14 protein-coding genes and 1 pseudogene are annotated in these 19,465 nt (G+C 28.7%); 3 read left to right on the top strand and 12 right to left on the bottom strand.

The genetic code is table 11. The features are described 5' to 3' along the window. Positions 1 to 14: 14 nt before the first annotated feature. The 10 genes from lpxK to apbC all read right to left on the bottom strand — a co-directional run bounded on the left by lpxK (position 15) and on the right by apbC (position 12,577). Positions 15 to 1,091 (bottom strand): tetraacyldisaccharide 4'-kinase, encoded by a 1,077-nt coding sequence (gene lpxK, locus VJY38_RS02765; RefSeq protein WP_353679140.1) that lies wholly within the window; start codon positions 1,089 to 1,091, stop codon positions 15 to 17. Further along, the gene (locus tag VJY38_RS02760; protein ID WP_353679139.1) at positions 1,079 to 1,744 is read right to left on the bottom strand and encodes a lysophospholipid acyltransferase family protein; all 666 of its coding nucleotides are present in this window, start codon (positions 1,742 to 1,744) and stop codon (positions 1,079 to 1,081) included. Before VJY38_RS02760 ends, lpxK begins: the two co-directional genes overlap by 13 nt. Beyond that, positions 1,734 to 2,870: a lipid-A-disaccharide synthase gene (gene lpxB, locus VJY38_RS02755; RefSeq protein WP_353679138.1), complete on the bottom strand. Its 1,137-nt coding sequence runs from the start codon at positions 2,868 to 2,870 to the stop codon at positions 1,734 to 1,736. The genes VJY38_RS02760 and lpxB overlap by 11 nt, the downstream gene beginning before the upstream one ends. Beyond that, on the bottom strand, positions 2,867 to 3,451 hold the full coding sequence (locus tag VJY38_RS02750) for a methyltransferase family protein (RefSeq protein WP_353679137.1): 585 nt from the start codon (positions 3,449 to 3,451) through the stop codon (positions 2,867 to 2,869). Before VJY38_RS02750 ends, lpxB begins: the two co-directional genes overlap by 4 nt. Positions 3,452 to 3,455: 4 nt before the next feature. Continuing rightward, positions 3,456 to 4,178: an MtnX-like HAD-IB family phosphatase gene (locus VJY38_RS02745; protein ID WP_353679136.1), complete on the bottom strand. Its 723-nt coding sequence runs from the start codon at positions 4,176 to 4,178 to the stop codon at positions 3,456 to 3,458. Position 4,179: 1 nt separating this feature from the next. After that, the gene (gene smc / locus VJY38_RS02740) at positions 4,180 to 7,773 is read right to left on the bottom strand and encodes a chromosome segregation protein SMC (protein WP_353679135.1); all 3,594 of its coding nucleotides are present in this window, start codon (positions 7,771 to 7,773) and stop codon (positions 4,180 to 4,182) included. 12 nt (positions 7,774 to 7,785) lie between these two features. Continuing rightward, positions 7,786 to 10,335: a glycoside hydrolase family 2 TIM barrel-domain containing protein gene (locus VJY38_RS02735; protein WP_353679134.1), complete on the bottom strand. Its 2,550-nt coding sequence runs from the start codon at positions 10,333 to 10,335 to the stop codon at positions 7,786 to 7,788. Positions 10,336 to 10,421: 86 nt separating this feature from the next. Further along, the gene (gene tpiA / locus VJY38_RS02730) at positions 10,422 to 11,180 is read right to left on the bottom strand and encodes a triose-phosphate isomerase (protein WP_353679133.1); all 759 of its coding nucleotides are present in this window, start codon (positions 11,178 to 11,180) and stop codon (positions 10,422 to 10,424) included. Positions 11,181 to 11,216: 36 nt separating this feature from the next. After that, positions 11,217 to 11,468: a NifU family protein gene (locus tag VJY38_RS02725; protein ID WP_353679132.1), complete on the bottom strand. Its 252-nt coding sequence runs from the start codon at positions 11,466 to 11,468 to the stop codon at positions 11,217 to 11,219. Between the two features lie 11 nt (positions 11,469 to 11,479). Then, complete coding sequence (gene apbC / locus VJY38_RS02720) at positions 11,480 to 12,577, bottom strand: iron-sulfur cluster carrier protein ApbC (RefSeq protein ID WP_353679131.1); 1,098 nt, start codon at positions 12,575 to 12,577, stop codon at positions 11,480 to 11,482. A 190-nt stretch (positions 12,578 to 12,767) separates the two neighbouring features. Here apbC and VJY38_RS02715 point away from each other — a divergent pair, with 190 nt between their 5' ends. The 3 genes and pseudogenes from VJY38_RS02715 (at position 12,768) to feoB (ending at position 16,660) form a co-directional block, all read left to right on the top strand. Next, a complete protein-coding gene (locus tag VJY38_RS02715; protein WP_353679130.1) occupies positions 12,768 to 13,439 on the top strand; it encodes a metal-dependent transcriptional regulator in 672 nt (223 codons plus the stop codon). Between the two features lie 2 nt (positions 13,440 to 13,441). Further along, on the top strand, positions 13,442 to 14,443 hold the full coding sequence (locus tag VJY38_RS02710; protein ID WP_353679129.1) for a metal-dependent transcriptional regulator: 1,002 nt from the start codon (positions 13,442 to 13,444) through the stop codon (positions 14,441 to 14,443). Next, positions 14,440 to 16,660: pseudogene (gene feoB / locus VJY38_RS02705) on the top strand (ferrous iron transport protein B). The gene VJY38_RS02710 and the pseudogene feoB overlap by 4 nt, the downstream one beginning before the upstream one ends. A gap of 29 nt (positions 16,661 to 16,689) precedes the next feature. Here the strand turns inward: feoB and ppk1 are convergent. Both ppk1 and VJY38_RS02695 read right to left on the bottom strand, forming a co-directional pair. Next, positions 16,690 to 18,822: a polyphosphate kinase 1 gene (gene ppk1, locus VJY38_RS02700; RefSeq protein ID WP_353679128.1), complete on the bottom strand. Its 2,133-nt coding sequence runs from the start codon at positions 18,820 to 18,822 to the stop codon at positions 16,690 to 16,692. 91 nt (positions 18,823 to 18,913) lie between these two features. Then, positions 18,914 to 19,408 carry a deoxycytidylate deaminase gene (locus VJY38_RS02695; protein ID WP_353679127.1) on the bottom strand — a complete coding sequence of 165 codons (495 nt, stop codon included), beginning with the start codon at positions 19,406 to 19,408 and terminating at the stop codon, positions 18,914 to 18,916. Positions 19,409 to 19,465: the final 57 nt, after the last annotated feature.

Genomic DNA, 19,465 nt, shown 5'->3' with positions numbered 1-19,465 from the left:
TTACCTCCAATTAATTAAGTTAACGATTCTTTAGTTAAGTTTTTATTATTATATATGTTAAGTATTAAATTTTCGAATACTTCTTGATTTTCAAGTTTCATTTCTATTTTTAAGTAATAAATGTCAATATCATCAAGTTCTTTTGAAAATTTTGTTAGTTTAACTGCATCTTTTTGTGTAGTTAAAACAGAATATGCATTTGTATCATAAAATTTTTTTCTAATACTTTGTATTTCTCTTAATGTATAATTCTTATGGTCTGGAAAAAGCATTTTGTTAGTAATATCAATATTATTGTTTTCAAGTATACTTAAAAAAGAATATGGTTTTGCTATTCCACAAACAACAAGGCTTTTTTGTCCTCTAAATTCTTCAAGAGTAAATTCTTTATGTGTTTTAACATCAAAAATTCCTGCTGGTATATAATATCCATAAAAAATTTTTTTGTTATTAAAGTATTTTAACAATTTTTCTGGTAATTCTGTTTTATCTGCAAATTTTCTATTGATTATAATTAAATCTGCACGATTAATAGATTCAAAAGGTTCTCGCATTAAACCTAATGGAAGTAATCTTTGTTCAGTTTGTTCAATTTTATTTAAAAATCGTTGATCAAATATAAGAATATCAAGATCACGATATAGCCAGCGATGTTGAAATGCATCATCAAGAATAATTGTTTTTACATTGGTATCTTCAATTAACCTTTTTGCACCTAAAACTCTCCTTTCTGATACTGCTGCTGGTAAATTCGTTTCGTTTGCAATAAGATACATTTCGTCTCCACACTGGTCTACTGTTGTTTTTATTTTTTTACCATCGGATACTAATAAATATCCACGAGAACTTCTTCGATAACCTCTGCTTAAAATTCCTGTACTAATATTATTTTTCTTCATTAGTTCTGCAAGAAATATTACAGTTGGAGTTTTACCAGAACCACCAACTGTTAAATTTCCGACAGAAATTATAAAAGCATTTACTTTTGTTATTGTAAATATTCCTTTGTCAAAACAAAGATTTCTAATTTTAATTATAAATGCATATATAAATGTAAACGGTGATAATATTATTCTTATTAACTTAAGCAAAGCTTTCTAACATCCTCTTGTAAATTATTTAGTTTATTTTCACAGTCCTGTATCAATCTTGATGTTTCATCATAAGTAAGAGTATTGCTAATATAAATTGGTTCAGAATAGAGAACATTAATTTTACTAAATGGTAGTGGTATTTCAAATTTATCCCAGCTTTTCAAATTAATTTTTTTATTACTACAAATTCCAGTAAGAATTAATGGTACTTGAGTTTTTTTTGCAGCCACAACAGCACCTGCTTTCATTTTATAGATTGGACCTGTTGGTCCATCGGGAGTTATAACAAGATTATTTTTTTGTTTTAATAATTCCACAATATTTTCCATTGCTTCGTTTCCACCAATATGACTTGAACCACGTATAACTTTGTAACCCCATTTTTTTAATACATGGGCTAATAGTTCACCATCTTTACTTCTACTTACAAGTGCAGCACAATTTAAATTTCTATGTAAATACCATCCAATCATCATATAACCATGCCAGAATGCAACAATAAAATTTTGTTTTCTCAATATTAAATCATTAATAATTTCTCTTTTATGAATTTTTATTTTACAGGTTTTCAAAAGAATATTAACAGCAATATCTGCAATGTAAAATCCAATTTTTCTAAGTACTTTTTTTTGAAAATTACTAAGCTTCATTTAGAACCGAATAAATAATTCTTGCTGCTTTTTCAGAAGCACCGTCTTCGCCTAATAATAATTTAACACGAGATAATTTTTCTTTTATTTCTTTATACTTTAATTCATTAGAAAGAATGTTATAACAGGTTAAGTAAAGATTTTTTGAATTCATTTCTTTTTGAATAAGTTCATCTATAACTTTTTCGCCAAGTAAGATATTTACCATAGCAATTGAATCAATTTTAACAAAAATTTTTCCGAGCCAGTATGTTAAAGCATTGGTTGAATAAACGACAACAAAAGGAAGTTTAAAGTAACCAGCTTCAAGTGTTGAAGTTCCAGACTTTATGATACCAAAATATGAATGTTTGAAAAGATCGTAAGTATAACCTTTTATAATTTTATAATTTTTAATATCACTTAAATCCTTAAAAATATTTTCGTTGATATTATCTGCACAAGCAACTACAATCTGTAGATTAAAATTTGTTGCTAATTGATCTGCTGCTTTAATTAACTCAGGAAATATTTTTTTAATTTCATGTTTTCTGCTTCCAGGAAGAAGTAGTAATATTTCTTTTTCTTTATCAAGTGAAAATTTTTCAAAGAGTTCATCCTTTGATAAGTAATTGTAGTTTTTAATGTGCTCAATCAATGGATGACCAACATATGAAGTATCAATAGATTTTTCCTTGTACAATTTTTCTTCGAATGCAAATACTACAATCATTTTATCAATTAATTTTTTGATTTTATTTATTCTTTTTTTTCCCCATGCCCATACCTGTGGAGAAATGTAGTAAATAATTTTTCTTCCCAGTTTTTTTAGTTTTTTTGCAATTCTCAGATTAAATCCAGGATAATCTATCAAAACGATGGTCATAATATTTTCTGAAAGAACATAATCAATTAATTTTTTTTGAACATAACTGATAAAAGGTAAATGTCTTATAATTTCAGTAAATCCAAGAAATGCCATTTTTTTAATATGAAAAAGTGCATGTAATCCAGCATCGATCATTTTATCTCCACCAATACCAAAAAATTCAATTGATGAATCAAGCTCTTTTAATTTTTTTATTAAAGCAGCACCGTGCAAATCGCCAGATGCTTCACCTGCTATTATCATTATTTTCTTGTTCAATTTGTAACCACAAAAAGTATGATTAATAGTAATATAGTAAAAGAAATTGCCTGTAATGTTCTTCGCTCTGATTTTAAACCAGCTTTAATATTAAAAGGTGGTTGTTCAATTTCTGGATTTTTATATTTAGTAAAAGTAGGAATCCATCTTGGAACAGAATTAAAATAATGTTCGTATTGCTTGCCAAATTTTTTTTGTAAGAAAGCTTCTTCTTCTTTAATAATTGTTTGATATTGCCATAAGAAAAACAGTATTGCAATTATAAGCAAGTATGGATATAAAGCCATAGACATTACACCAATTCCAGTATAAATTAAAATATTACCAAAGTATAATGGATTACGAACGTAAGCATATGGACCTGAAACAACTAAAAAAGTTCCGCCTACCTGTCCAGTAGTTCTGGTTTCGCTACCTGCATAAGATACACCCCATAGACGGAAAAATTCGCCAATAAGAACAAAGATAAAACCTGTAATTAAACTTATTAATGTAGCCTTTTGAAAAATTACCATTAAAATCAAAAATGGTATGGGCGTATAACTACGATACTTAAAAATTTTTTTTGCTATTTCTGCCAATTTATTACCCTTGTATATATATTTCTCTTCTTTTTAGTTCTGCTTGATATCTTTTCTTTAATCTTTTTCGTTGTTTTAATTCTTCAAGTCGTTTTATTACATCATTAAAATCTGAATAGGGGAAATAAGTTATTCTATTTATTTCGCAATATTTTAATAATGATTTTTTAGCAAAAATAAAATCGCAGTATTGTGCAGGACAAACATCTGAATATCCATCTCCTATGTAAATGCTGAATTCGTCATCACCACTGTAATTTAGAACGTGATTTCTTTTACAATTAGCACATCTTGTACATTCTTCGTCTGTATAAGGAAAAACTGGGATTAAATTGCCATTGTTGTCAAAAGTTAGTTTGTTGCAATAGACCTGTATATAAGATAAATCTTCTTTTTCAAGAATTTTATTTATGTAATAATCAAGACCATCGCTAAGTATTCTTAATTCATAATTATTTTCTTTGCAATAATTAATAAAATGTTTGAATGAAGGATCGATCTCAGAATTTAATAGGAATTCATCAAATTTTTGTAAATCTAAATTCTTAATTGTATTACAAAGCATTTGCCAGGATTGACGTGCGTTAATTTTTTCATTAATCCAATCGTTAACAATTTCTTTTGCTTTTTGAGCATCACCAAATTTTAAAAACATCAATTCCCCAATATCCTCTTTTGTAATTGTTCCATCAAAGTCTACAAATATTTTAAATTGTCTTTCTATCATATTAATCCTGATATTCTGGTATTTCTTCGAATCTTACACCTACAAGTTTTGAAATTCCTTCTTCCTGCATTGTTACACCGTACATTGTTTCTGCAGCTTCCATAGTTCTTTTGTTATGTGTTACTATGATAAATTGTGTGTCTTTGCTAAATTCTTTTAGAAGTTTAGTAAATCTATCAATATTTGCATCATCTAAAGGAGCATCAACTTCATCAAGAATACAGAATGGACTTGGTTTAACAAGATAAATAGCAAATAAAAGAGCAGTTGCTGTTAAAGTTTTTTCTCCTCCAGATAATAATTCAATTGAAGTCGGTCTTTTTCCTTTTGGTTTAGCTATTATTTCAATTTTAGCTTCCAGAGGATCAACATTTTCTTCGAGTGTTAAGTCAGCTTCGTCTCCAGGATTAAAAAGTGTTTGAAAGATTTTTATGAAATTTTTTCTGATTTGCTCAAAAGTATCAAGAAATAGTTTTTGTGCAGTTTCATTTATTTCGTGAATTGTTTTAATTAAATCTTTTTCGGATTCAATCAGATCGTCTCGTTGTTGATGTAAGAAATCAAGTCGCTTTTTCTCTTCTTCATATTCTGAATAAGCAAGTAAATTTACAGGACCAAGACTTTTTAGTTTTTCTTTTAGTCTATTAACTTCTTGAGAAGTTTCTTCGTAATTGAAAGTTTGTAAATCATCAAATTGTTTTAATTCAAGATCAATTGAATAATTTTCTTTTATATGTTGTTGAATACTTTCGATTTTATAATTTATTTCATTTTCTTTTATTTCAAGTGAATGAATTTTGTCGGAAACTTCCTGTCTTTTATTTCTAAGTTCTCTTAATTGATTTTCATATTTTGAAGCTTCGTTTTTTAAACTCGATAAGTTAGTTTCAATTTTTGTTTCTTCTTCTTCAAGTCTATTTTTAAGTTGCAATACATTTTCGAGTTCAGTTTTTAAACTCTCCAGAGTATTTTTTAGTGTTTCACTTTCTGATTTATTATTTATTAAATCGTTCTGTCTTTTTTCTATTCCTTTAAGAGTATTGGTGATTTCATTTTCATTATGATTAATTGTGTTTAATATATTTTTAATTCTACCATTCAGTCTTTCTAATTCAAGTTTGTGCTCGTTAAACAAATTAAGTATAGAAGAATATTCTTCTTCGAAAGTTTGAAGTTCTTTTTCGTGTGCAATTATTTGATTATCAATTTCATTGCGTTTATCGTAAAGAATATTTAATGATTTTTTTTCTTCTTCAAGTTGATTATCAAGTTCATTTGATTTTTCTGCTAATTCCTGAATTTCCTTTCGAGCCAGATCAATTTCTTCATCAGATTTTTTCTTTTCATATTCAAGTTGAGAAATTTGTTTTTCGATGTTAGAAATATCATTTGCAATTAATTTTTCTCTATCACTTAAATTTTTAAGATCAATTGCAGCAATTTTTTCTTCTAATGTGGAAATTTCTTTTTTTAAAGACTCGAGATTGGTTTCGTGAACGGGAAATTCTTTTTTAAGATTTTCAAGTAATTGTTTTCTTCCAAATATTGTTTCATCTTCTTTAGGGAGAGATCCTGCTTCTATTATGCCATTATTTAGTATTAAATCGCCATCTAATGTTACAAAATTGAAGTCAGGATATTTCTTGAAAAGTGTAATAGCATTTTTAAAATCACTAATTATTGCAAAAGAAGAGAGAAGTTGTTCAAAGAAATATTTCCATTCATCTGAAGTTTCCACAAAATTGTTAGCCCAACCAATAAATGAATTTTCTTTTTCGAGCTTTTTTATTTTTTTCTTCAGATTGTATTTGTTTATTCTATCGAGTAAAGTTAATTTCTTATTAAAATCACTTTTTAATAAAATAAAAGATGCCTTGCCAAGTTCGTTATTCTTTAGAAATTCTACAGCGTTTTGTAAATCAGTAATTTCATTAATTAATAAATTATTTAGTGCTGTTTTAAGTGCAGCTTCGAGTGCAAATCGATATTTTTCCTGTGTATTGCCAGCATCGGCGAAAATGTTTTTTTCTTTATCAGACCAGTTTTTGCTTTCGAGTAAAACTTTTGTTCCACTCGAAAGTCCTTCGAGATTTGTTATGAGTGTTTGTAAGAAGTTAATTTTTTCTTTTAAGCTAAACAAAAATGTTTTTTGTTCAATTTCTTTTTCTTTTAGTTCATTAAGTTCTTTTTCTAATCTTTCTTTTTCTTTCTGGTTTTGTGCAAGTTGAAAACCTGTTTGATTTAATCTATTTTCTGCTTCAGCTTTTTCGTTTGATAGTTCTTCTATGAATCCAACTGTTTTTGCAATTCTATTTGTGATATTAAGAATTTTATTATTGAGTTTTTCGATTCTTTCGTTGTAGTTATTTATTTCTTTATTTAATGTGTTTACAAGATTTTCCTTAATAGAAATTTCTTTAATAAGAGAAAATCTTTCCTGGTTAAGTTGTTTTAGTGCCTGTCTTTTTTCATCAAGTAAAATCTTTTTTTGTGAAATTATTTGCTCATAATTATTAACATCCAGTTTTTTTGTTTCAAGATTCTTTTCGAATTCTACTAACTCGAGCTTGGATTGTTCATTAGCTGTTTTATATTTTTCAATGTTTTCTTTAAGCTCTTCGATTTCTTGTTCTATTCTAATTTTATTATTTGAAAGCGAGTTCAATTTTTCTTCTGAAACAGAAAATGATTTTTGCAATTGATATTGTTGATTGGAAACCTCAGAAATTTCAACTCTTTTTTTATGTAATTCAGATTCTATTGAATTAATCTGATTGCGATAAACTATTAATTCATTTTCAATTGTTCTTATTTCTTTATCAATTTCTTCTTTTTGCGATATTAAGGAAGATATTTCATTTATAAGATTTTGTTTTTTTTCGTGAAAGAGTGCAAACTCTCTTTCAGCTAAATTTAATTCTTTATCTCTTAAAACTGATTGAATCTGAGTAAATTGATCTGCTCGTTTAGCCTGTCGTTCCAGTGATCTTACATTTTTTTCAACTTCGGAGACAATATCATTAACACGTGTTAAATCGGCTTTTATATCATCCAGTTTTTTTAATGATAATCTTCTTCTTAATTTGTATTTGTTTACACCTGCTGCTTCTTCAAATAATTTTCTTCTCTCATCAGCTTTGCTACTTAAAATGGTTTCGATCATTTTTAATTCAATGACTGAATAAGCATTAGTCCCAATGCCAGTATCCATAAATAGATTTGTAATATCTTTGAGACGACAAATATTTTTATTCAGAAGATATTCACTTTCACCAGAACGAAATATTCTTCTTGTTATAGTAATTTCAGAATATTCAGATGGCAGAATACCTTTATCGTTAACCAGAGTAAGAGAAACTTCAGCCATACCCATTGGTTTTTTTTCTCTCGTCCCGTTAAAAATTACATTTTCCATTTTATCACTTCGTAACGTTGTGGTTTTTTGTTCTCCCAATACCCATCGAATAGCATCAACTATATTAGTTTTACCACAACCATTAGGTCCAACTATTCCAGTAATTCCACGATTAAAGTTTATAACTGTTCTATTTGCAAATGACTTAAAGCCAAATATTTCTAATTTTGATAGGAACAAGTTCTTTCCTCTTTAATGTAACATCTGAGCGTATTGGTTAATTGAATTTTTTATAAAATAAATAGTTGATTCTGTATATTGATAGTATAGTATAATAATACCTGCTATAACTATAATTAATGAAAAGCTATAGAAATAAACCTTACCAGAATTAACTTCGAATAGAACACTAATTCCTTTAAACAGTCTTTGAATTATCCATAACATAATCAACACAATAAATATAAAGATGTATGCATTAAAATTGTTTAATAGCAATATTCTATAAAGAATTAATTCACCTGGTATAATCAATACTAAAGGGAAGAATGACCATATAACACTATAAAAAATACTCGGGAAATCAATTTTTGTTTTAATGAAAATATTAGCAGATTTTATAATTATGCTGAGTATAAGAATTTTAATTAAAAAAAGTAATAAAAGATAAATGAAACAAGCCTCAGGATGCCAAGCAAGATAACTGATAGAGTTAATTAACCAACTGTTACCAAAAGCTAATAAAATTTTTTCTAAAAGTATGTTTGATCTTAGATAGTATAAAATTATTGTAAAAAGTAAAGAAATTGAACCAGCAACAATGAACATTAAAATGATTGTGTATAAGCTTGAAAGAATTCTATGATCTCTTAAGTCTGCAAAAAAATTATAAGGTCGAAATAATGCTCTTGTGCAATCTTCTTTAAAGCGTTTTCTTGAATTAATTAATATTGCTAAAATTAATGAGAGTCCAAGTGCAATAAAAATAAAGAATGATTTATTCTCACTTTTACCAATACCTATTGGAATAGTAACTTTTTGTTTATTGTTTTGTATTGATTCAACTAAACGAAATGAGATGGAATTTAAATTATTTCTATTGTGTAAAAGTCCGAAATTATAATATTCATTGTATCCTCCATACAATGAATAAATATTGGCTGGATAGTTGAATAAACCATTAATAAAATATCCGCTTAATTTTGTGTTTGAAATATTTTCAAGAAATAGTTCAAAGTATTTTGCCTGTGCTTCTGTAGAATTTTTTATGAGATAACCTGATGAATTACCAACATAATTAGGATAGATAACTTCGCTAATGAAATATTTTTCAGGATTATTATTTACTCTATCGATAATCATTTCAAGTTTTTCAACTGGATAAGAATATAATTCCAGTCCATAAAAATTTAAGTCTGCAAAATTATAACCAGGAATTCCAACAAAAGAAGCATAAGTAAAAATACTTTTATCAATATTGTTCAATAGTTTTTTAATAAACCTTTGTGTTACATAAGAATCTGCCAGGTAAGAACTTCCTAAACCAATTAAAATTGCATTGGAGTAATTTCTATATTGATGAATTAACTCTTTTAATTTGTTTTGTGCTCTTATTTGAAATTCATTATCAAGTAATATTTCTTCTGGAGCTGAATTAAGTGGTAATTCGATTAAAGCAAATAGTCCAATTTGCTGACAAAATTTTAATGCAAAAGGATTGGGATATGACTTAGCAAATCTAACAGAATTGAAACCACTCTTTTTTATTAACAATAAATCGTTTATAATTCTATCTTGCAAAGGTGTTTTTGTATAAATGCTTTCATCTAAGTAATAAGTTGTTCCTTTAAATGAAAATGGTTGATTATTCAGCAACAAAGTATTGTCGCTTTTGAAATTAAAAATTCCTGTTTCTTGTGTAATTTCGTCAATTAGCTGATTACCTGAATATAAACTTACCTTAAAGATATAAAGATTAGGAGTTTCGGGAGACCAGAGAACAGGATTTTGTATTGTGAAATAAAATTTCCTTTTTATTTCTTTATTATCATTTAAAGTAAACACAAAATTTTGTGAATTTCCTAAAAAGTTTTTTGGTTGTACATTAATTTCAATATGTAAGTCTTCGATGTTTTCAGATTGTTTTTTGAGTAAATCATAATTTTTAATAATCGATTCAAATGTAACAAATGCATAATTTTGTTTTTCAGGAAATGAGAAATAAAAATTAGATTCATCAATAAAAGTATTGGGAATAAATTTTAAATAGACACTCCTTAAAATTCCTGCTGATGTTCGTGGTAATAAATAACCTGATTTTAATGGAATAGTTGTAGAATTATCATAGTCAAAAGTAACTTTTAGTGTTATTTTATTTTTAGAATCTGGTTTTATAATGTCTTTAGGAATTTCGATTTCGAAGGGGATTTCTGATCCGTATTTTCTAAATATATTGTATTTATTGAAGCTTATTTCAACAGAGTTGTTAATTCCTAAAAAGCATAGTTTTATGACATTATTTTGGTACTCGTTTTTAGAAATGTAAAAATATTTTTCAAAAATTAATGTAGTTGCACCTTCAAAAGAACAGGGGAGTGAAGTATTAATTTTTTTTTCTGGATTATCTTCTTCGTAAACTTTCCAGTTCTGATTAAATAAAATAATTTTTCTAGTGGAAGGTTCAAAATAGCAGGTATCATCAATTGAATTAAAAACAAGAGATTTAATCTTAATTTCTGAGATTAAATTTGAGTAAAAAAGAAAGATTAAGATAAAGAATAAAAATTTGGGTTTTAAATTCATTTTCTATAAAAATATAGTAATATATCTTTCAAATATATAAAAAATGAGAGGGCTTATCAATTTGGCAGGGGGAACAAAAAAGTCCGCTATTGAGCGGACTCTATAATTTTAATAAAAGATTCAGCATTCAAACAGGCTCCTCCCACCAGAGCACCATCAATATCCGGTTGCGACATTAAATCTTTTGAGTTTTCTGGTTTTACACTGCCGCCATATTGAATAATTAACTTTTCAGCAAATTCTTTTGAATAAAGATTTGCAATTAAATCTCTAATAAACTTATGAACTTCTTCTGCTTGTTCGGGGGTAGCATTTCTACCTGTTCCTATAGCCCAGACAGGTTCGTATGCAATAATTAGGTTTGAAAGTTCTTGCTCAGATAAATTGGCTAAACCTTCACGAATTTGAGTTTCCACAACATTAAATGTTTTTCCTGCTTCTCTTTCTTCAAGAGTTTCACCAATACAAAAGATAGGATTTAATCCATTTGATATAGCTGCTTTAATTTTTTTATTAATTAATTGATTCGACTCCATAAAAATGGTTCTTCGTTCGGAATGTCCTAAAATTACATATTCACAACCAACGCTTTTTAACATTAAAGGTGAAATTTCACCAGTAAAAGCACCGCTTTTTTCAAAATACATATTTTGTGCTCCTAATTTTATAGGAGTCTCCTTAATTAAAGCATAAGCTGTTTCAAGTGAAGTAAAAGGAGGGCAGATTATAACTTTAACATTAATATTTTTTTGATTTAAGCCCTTTTTAATTTCATTAATAAGTGTAACTGAAGAATTAATATCATTATTCATTTTCCAGTTACCGGCAACTACTTTTGTACGCATATTTTTTTCTCTACTTATTTATTAAATACGGAATTTTCAATTAACTGCTTCTACACGGCGTATGCCCGGTACCTCTCTTATTAGAACGCGTTCGACACCAGCTCTTAAAGTCATAAGAGACATTGGACAATCAACACAGGCACCGGTTAATTTAACTTCGACAATACCTTCAGGCGTAACTTTCACTAATTCAACATCTCCACCATCTGCTTTAAGATAAGGTCGAATTGTCTCTAAAGCTTTCTCAACCTTTTCTTTCAGTATATTATTTTGCAAATCTTCATTCATAATAACCTCTTTTAATTTCCTAAAACTATTTCAATTTTAGGAGTACTGGTTGATAAATTATTTATGCTTATTTGTGCTGCAAGATTTTTACTTATTTCAATAATTTTTTTTGCTTCTTCTGAATCAGGTTCTGCGTATACAATTGGTTTACCAGAATCTCCACCAATTCGAATATTTGGGTTGATTGGTATTTGTCCAAGTAGTGGGACAGAAAGTTCTCTGGATAATTTTTCTCCACCACCATTTCCAAATATATCATATCGTTTTCCTGTATCTGGAGCTATAAAATAACTCATATTTTCAATTATACCAAGTATTGGAACATTAACACGTTGAAACATTCGCATTGCTTTTTTGACATCAATTAATGAAACATCTTGTGGTGTTGTAACTACAATTGCTCCAGTTAAAGGAATTGATTGAACAAGAGTTAATTGTATATCACCAGTTCCCGGAGGTAAATCAAAAATTAAATAATCTAATTCATCCCAGAATACATCTGTCATAAATTGTTTGATTGCACCACTTGCCATTGGTCCACGCCAGATAACTGGTGTATCCTCGTCAATGAGAAAACCAATAGAAATAACTTTTATACCATAACTATCGAGAGGTAACATTTTTCCGGTTTTTGTATCCTGGTAAATTTGTGGTTTGCTTGGAATTCCAAGCATCATTGGTATGCTTGGACCATAGATGTCTGCATCTATAAGTCCTACCTTGCTTCCTAATTTAGAGAGAGCAATTGCAATATTAGCAGCGACAGTACTTTTTCCTACCCCACCTTTCCCGCTGGCAACAGCTATTGTGTTTTTTACATCTGGTAGAATTGAGTTTTTTGTTTTCTCAAATTTTGTGCTGACATTGGAAGTTAAATTCACATTAATATTTTCAATTTCAGGAAAAGCTTTTTTGATTTCATTGATACAATCATCTTTAATTTTATCTTTAAGTGGGCAGGCAGGTGTGGTAAGCTGAATTTCTAAGAATACATTTTTTCCTTCTAATTTTATGTCTTTTACAAAATTCAAACTTACAATATCCCTCTTTAAATCCGGATCTATTACGTTTTTTAAGGCAGCTTTTATATTATCTATGTTAAGTTGCATAAATTCTCCATTATTTTAAAAGTAAAAATAATAATTTCTTTTCTTTCTACCTATTAAACGATGAACAACAAGATTATGTTCAATTTATGGTATCGAGTAATAAGTTAATTATATTAAAATTCATAGTTAAATATGCTTGATAATTAAGTTAAGAATACTTAACTTTATAATTAATTAAGAAGATAAAATTATGACTACAATTTCAAAAGAAAACTATTTGAAACTTATTTATATACATACCATAGATAAAAATACTGGTGCTGCTACCTCAAGAATTGCTAAAAGATTATCAATTACAAATTCTGCTATTAGCGGAATGGCAAAAAAATTAGCTAAAGAAGGTTTGATTACATATACTAAATACAAAGGAATGCAACTAACAAAAGAGGGTAAAAAAGCAGCATTAAAAGTTGTCAGAAAACATAGATTATGGGAGTCATTTTTATTAGAGGTATTAAAAATACCCTGGAGTGAAGTACATAAAGAAGCAGAACTACTCGAACACAATACTTCTGATTCTTTAATTGATAAAATTGATGAATACTTGGGTTATCCAGAAATAGATCCACATGGTCATCCTATTCCTAAAAAGGATGGAACATTACCAAAGCTTCCAAAATTAATTTGTATGAATCAATGTGAAGTTGGTAATATTTATGAATTATCACAAGTTGATGATACTGATGAACGACTTATAAAATATCTATCGAAAATAGGACTTTTTATAAATGTACCATTTGAGGTTTCCGATATAGTATCGTATGATAAGTCTTTAATCGTTAAGTTTTCAAACAAGACAGTTACGATCAGTGATAAAGTGGCAAGAAATATAATGGTTAAACCAGTTAAGAAGGCGAGGTGAAAATGAATCTGATTTTTTTATCTGGAATACTTGTTCTGATTATTGCTTTTTTTATGTTAAAAAAATATCTCTCAAAATTAAATGATATGAAGAAGTATAGAGAGAAAGTATTATTTGAAGATGCTCTTAAGTACATGTTTGATTGTGAATTTAAACTAAGCGAATGTACAATTGATAGTTTAAAAGAAACCTTATTAATTAATGAAGAGACAGCCAGACAGCTGATATATAAATTAGAAAAATTAGGTCTTGTGACTGAGCAAAATAATATAGTTCGATTAACAGATTTGGGAAGAGAAAATGCTCTAAAGATAGTTCGTATACATAGATTATTAGAAAGATATCTGGCTGAAAAAACAAATATAAAAGAAACTGAATGGCATCGAATAGCAGAAGAAAAAGAGCATGAAATTGATATTGAAGATGCAAATAAAATTTCCATTGAACTTGGTAATCCATTATTAGATCCTCATGGCGATCCAATACCAAATGAAAAGGGAAATATTCACTTCAGGAAACAAATATTCCTTGATGAATTAGATGAAGGGAAATATGCTCAAATATTGCACATAGAAGATGAACCAGATGAAATTTTTTCAGTGATTAATTCGCATAAGATTTATCCAGATATGAAATTGAAGATTATTAAAAAATTCAAAGATGAAATTATTATTGAAGTAGAAGGAAGAGAAATTAAGTTATCTACAGAAGTAGCAAAAAATATAAGCGTCAAAGAGATAGAAGAAAGTAATTACTCGAAAATAAATGTAAAACCTCTTTCTTCATTAAAAACAGGAGAGATTGCAGAGGTTAACTATTTATCTAAAGCTCTGCGTGGAGAACAAAGAAGAAGACTGCTTGATTTGGGTATAGTGCCGGGCACAAAAATAAAACCAGTGTTAGAAAGTATTGGAAAAGAACCAGTAGCATACGAAGTAAGAGGAACATTAATAGCTCTCAGAAAAAATCAGGCTGAAAACATATTTGTTAAAGAAATAAAATGAAAAATAATGTAAATCAAAATAGTGAAAACCAACCTGTTCATAATCTGAATCATCTTGTAAGACTCGGAATTGATATGACAGATTATGACTTTGTTGTTGCTTTAGCCGGGAATCCTAATACTGGCAAAAGTACTGTTTTTAATAGTCTTACTGGACTTAAACAACATACAGGTAACTGGCCTGGTAAAACTGTTGGTAGAACAGAAGGTGGTTTTATTTATAACAATAAGAGATTCAAAATAGTCGATTTACCTGGAACGTATTCTTTACTTTCTACAAGTGTTGATGAAGAAATTGCTCGGGATTTTATATTGTTTGGCAAACCTGATGTAACTATAATTGTAGTCGATTCAACAAGACTGGAAAGAAATCTAAATCTTGTACTTCAAATTCTTGAAATTACCGATAGAGCTGTTTTATGTTTGAATCTTATTGACGAAGCAAAAAGGCATAAAATATTAATCAATGATAAATTACTTTCACAGAAATTAGGAATCCCTGTTGTTCCAACAGCTGCAAGAGAAAAAATTGGAATTCAAGAATTATTAAAAGCAGTATATGAAGTTGCAACTGGAAGTTTTAAATGTCAGCCATTCAGAGTTACCGAAGACTTCAAAGAATTAGCGTTTGCAGTTGAAGAGCTTGATAAAAAAATCCAGAAAATTTTTCCTGATTTAAATAATACAAGATGGATTGCCTTACGTTTACTCGAAGGGGATCAAAGAATTATTGATGCTATTCGTTCAGGTGAAATTGGGTCATTAAAATTATCAAATAATAAATAGGATACTGGTTATGGAAAATAATATCGATAGAGAAAACCTGATTGAAACTGCAGAAAAATTAAGATGGGAAATAGGGGAAGGTGTTCACGATTTAATTATTAAATCAATTTATAAAAATGCTGAAGAAATTACTCAAGAAGTTGTTTTTAAATTAGAGAAAAACCAAAAATTTGATTTTGATCGTTTTATAGATAAAATAGTTACTAATAAATGGACTGGTTTACCTATAATGTTATTACTCCTTTCTTTGGTATTCTGGTTAACTATAGTAGGAGCTAATTATCCTTCGAGTTTTTTATCTTCAATTTTGATTGATAAGTTACATCCTGTTTTAGGAGAGACCGCACTCGCATTACATTTCCCGTGGTGGTTAAAAGGAGTATTGATTGATGGAGCTTATCTTTCAATGGCATGGGTTGTTAGTGTTATGTTACCACCAATGGCTATATTTTTCCCATTATTTACATTACTCGAAGATTTTGGATATTTACCAAGAGTTGCATTTAATATGGATAGCATTTATAAAAAAGTAGGTGCACATGGTAAACAAGCATTAACAATGAGTATGGGTTTTGGTTGTAATGCTGCTGGTGTTATTGCTGCAAGAATTATCGATAGCCCGCGTGAAAGATTAATAGCAATAATAACAAATAATTTTTCTATATGTAATGGAAGATGGCCTACACAAATTTTAATAGCTACAATTTTTATTGGTAGTTTAGCTCCACCATATTTGGCTGGTTTTATTTCTGCAGCTGCAGTTCTGGGAATTGCAGTTCTGGGAATAATATTGAGTCTTGTTGTTTCATGGCTTTTATCAAATACAGTATTAAAGGGGGAAGTATCAGCATTTAGTCTTGAATTACCACCTTATCGCCCACCAAAGATATTGCAGATTCTATATACTTCACTTATTGATAGAACAATTTTTGTTTTATGGCGTGCAGTTGTTTTTGCTTTACCTGCTGGTGCTGTAATCTGGCTTGTTGCAAATATTAATATAAATAATGTTAGTATGGCAGAACACTTTATTAAGTTTGTTGATCCTGCTGCAATGATTATTGGATTAAATGGAGTCATTATTCTTGCATATGTAATAGCTATACCAGCTAATGAAATTGTAATACCTACAATATTAATGTTAACAGTGTTGACAACTAAAATTACTGGAGTGGGAGCGGGAACTGGAGTGATGTTTGAAATGGAGAATATCTCAGATGTTGCAGTGCTTTTGAAAACAGGAGGATGGACAACACTAACAGGAATTAATTTAATGTTATTTAGTTTGCTTCATAATCCATGTTCTACAACAATATTTACAATTTATAAAGAAACAAATAGCTGGAAATGGACATTGATTTCAACATTTCTACCAATAATGCTGGGAATTCTGGTTTGTTTTATTGTAACTAGATTGTGGTTTATTTTTTAATTGGAAGTAATAAAAAGAGAATATGATTTTTATTTATTATTAATTTTAGATGCAAGAGATTTTTTATAATTGTTATTCACTAATTGCATCATATATTCTTGATGATCCACAAGAGATTCATTATAAACTGGATGATTGAAAACATATTTCCCTGTTGGTAATAATATTCTTGCTTTTACATTATCTTTTAAGCAAGTATCTAAAATATGTTCTTTTAAAAATGCTTTGTGCTCGGGATCTTTAATAGGGAATGTAATTTCAACTCTACGATCTAAATTCCTCTGCATTAAGTCTGCACTACTTAAATAAATTTCTTCATTACCATTATTATAGAAATAATAGATTCTACTATGCTCTAAAAATCTTCCGACTATGCTTATTACTCTAATATTTTCACTTAATCCTGGTACTTGAGGGATAAGACAACAAATTCCTCTAACAATTAAATCAATTTTTACACCCTGTCGCGAGGCTTCATAAAGAGAAGCAATTAGCACAGGATCAACAAGTGAATTAAGTTTGAATATCAAGTGCCCTTTACCATAAGTTTTTACATTTTTTATTTCTCGTTCAATTAACTCTAAGAAAGTTTGTCTTTTATTTATAGGAGCAACAGATAATTTTCTATATTCTTTTTGCTCTGAATAACCAGTTAAATAATTAAAAATTTCTGAAACATCAGCACATATTTCTTCATCGGTAGTAAAAAGTCCAATATCAGTGTAAACTTTGGCAGTATCAATATTATAATTTCCTGTGCTTAAATGGACATAGCGTTTTACACCTTCAGCTTCTCTTCTTACCACAAGTGTCATTTTTGCATGAGTTTTTAGTCCTACTAAACCATAAACTACATGAACACCTGCTTTTTCAAGTTCGCGTGCCCAATAAATATTGTTTTCTTCGTCGAATCTTGCTTTAAGTTCAACCAGCACGGCAACCTGTTTTTTTCTTTCAGCTGCTTCAATTAAATACTTTACGATGGGAGAATTTTGACCAACTCTATATAGTGTTTGTTTTATGGCTAATACATCTGGATCTCGAGATGCTTCTTTGATAAAATCAACAACAGGCGTAAATGATTCGTATGGATGTATAATTAAAATATCTTTATTGCTAATAAGTGAAAAAATATTTTCATCTTCATCAAATATTGGAGGAGTTACAGGATAGAACGGTTTATCTTTCAGATGAGGGAGAGCTAAGTCGTAGAGTAACATAACATCACTTAGTCCTAAAGGACCATCGATGATGTGCAAATCATCACGAGTTATTTCCAGATTTTCTATGAGAGTATCAATCATATAATCAGGCATTTGCTTTTCAACTTCTAATCTGACTACTGAACCAAATTTTCTTTGTCTTATATTTTCTTCTATAAGCTCGAGTAAATCGTCTGCTTCATCCTCTTGAATTTCAAGATCAGTATTTCTTGTAATTCTAAATAGATATGCTTCGAGTACTTCTAAACCGGGAAATAACATGTTAAGATTTGATTTTATTAATTCTCCGATCCAGACGAATTTAATTTTACCATTATTATTTCTTGAATCATGTTTGATAAGTTTGTCCACCCGTAATAGTCTGGGTAAAATGCTTGGTACTTTCACTCTTGCAAAATGTTTTTCACCAGTAGGCTTTTTAATTAAAATGGCCAAGCTTAAGCTAAGATTAGAAATATATGGGAAAGGTCTTCCTGGATCGAAAGCAAGTGGAGTTAAAATAGGATAAATTTCCTTTATAAAATAATTATTCAATCCCTCTCTTTCTTCTTTTGAAAGCTCATCAAGTTTACATATGTAGATTTTATTTTTTTTTAACTCAGGTATAATATAGTTATTCCAGTAAAGATAAATTTGTTGAAGCATTGGTCTTAATGTATTTTCAATTTGATGGAGTTGTTCTATAGGAGTTAATCCATCAATAGAAGTTTCAAAAACTTTAGCTCTAATTTGTTCTTTGAGACCAGAAACACGTATCATATAAAATTCATCAAGATTAGAGAAGAAAATAGAGATAAATTTAACTTTTTCTAATAGTGGTAAATTTGGATTTAATGCTTCTTCAAGCACTCTTCGATTAAATTCCAGCCAGCTCAAATCGCGATTAAAATAATATTGTGGTTTGAAATATTTTTGTAAATAATCTTTTGTTAGTTTCATAAATAGAAATAGAATTTTTAATTGAATATAATGCTTTTTATTTTCAATTACTTATAATTCTTATTAAATACTTTGTTTCAATTAATAATTATTATTTTAATTTTTTAGCAGATGAATAATTCTCAAGGTCGTAGTTAATTTCTCTATTAGGCATAGGTAATCTTTTAATGTTTACTTTTGCTTTAGCAAAAAACTCTTCGGCTAATGTATCATGGTAATCCGAAAAAATTACAATTTCCTTAATACCAGCAGCTATTAGGGCTTTAGCACAATTAGTACAAGGCATATTTGTTATATAGGCAGTTGCCCCCTGTGTACTAACACCATGTAAAGCACATTGAAGTAGTGCATTCATTTCTGCATGAATGGTTCTCACACAATGATTATCAACAATCATACAACCTACATCTTCACAGTGATCATCTCCAGGAATTGAACCATTATATCCGGTTGAAAGGATTTGTTTATCTTTAACAATTACACAGCCACAATGCATACGAGGACAGGTAGCACGTTCGGAAACAAGCATTGCTACTTTCAGGAAATATTCATCCCATGATGGTCTTTTTTTATTTGAATTAGCCATTATTGTTCTCCAGAATTTAAAATTTGATAATTAGATTTAAAAAATAATGCTGATAAG

Origin of the sequence: Rosettibacter firmus, assembly GCF_036860695.1 — a bacterium.
Lineage (GTDB): Bacteria > Bacteroidota > Ignavibacteria > Ignavibacteriales > Melioribacteraceae > Rosettibacter > Rosettibacter firmus.
The sequence above is the reverse complement of the archived record's forward strand: the minus strand, read 5'-3'. Positions and strand labels throughout refer to the sequence as shown.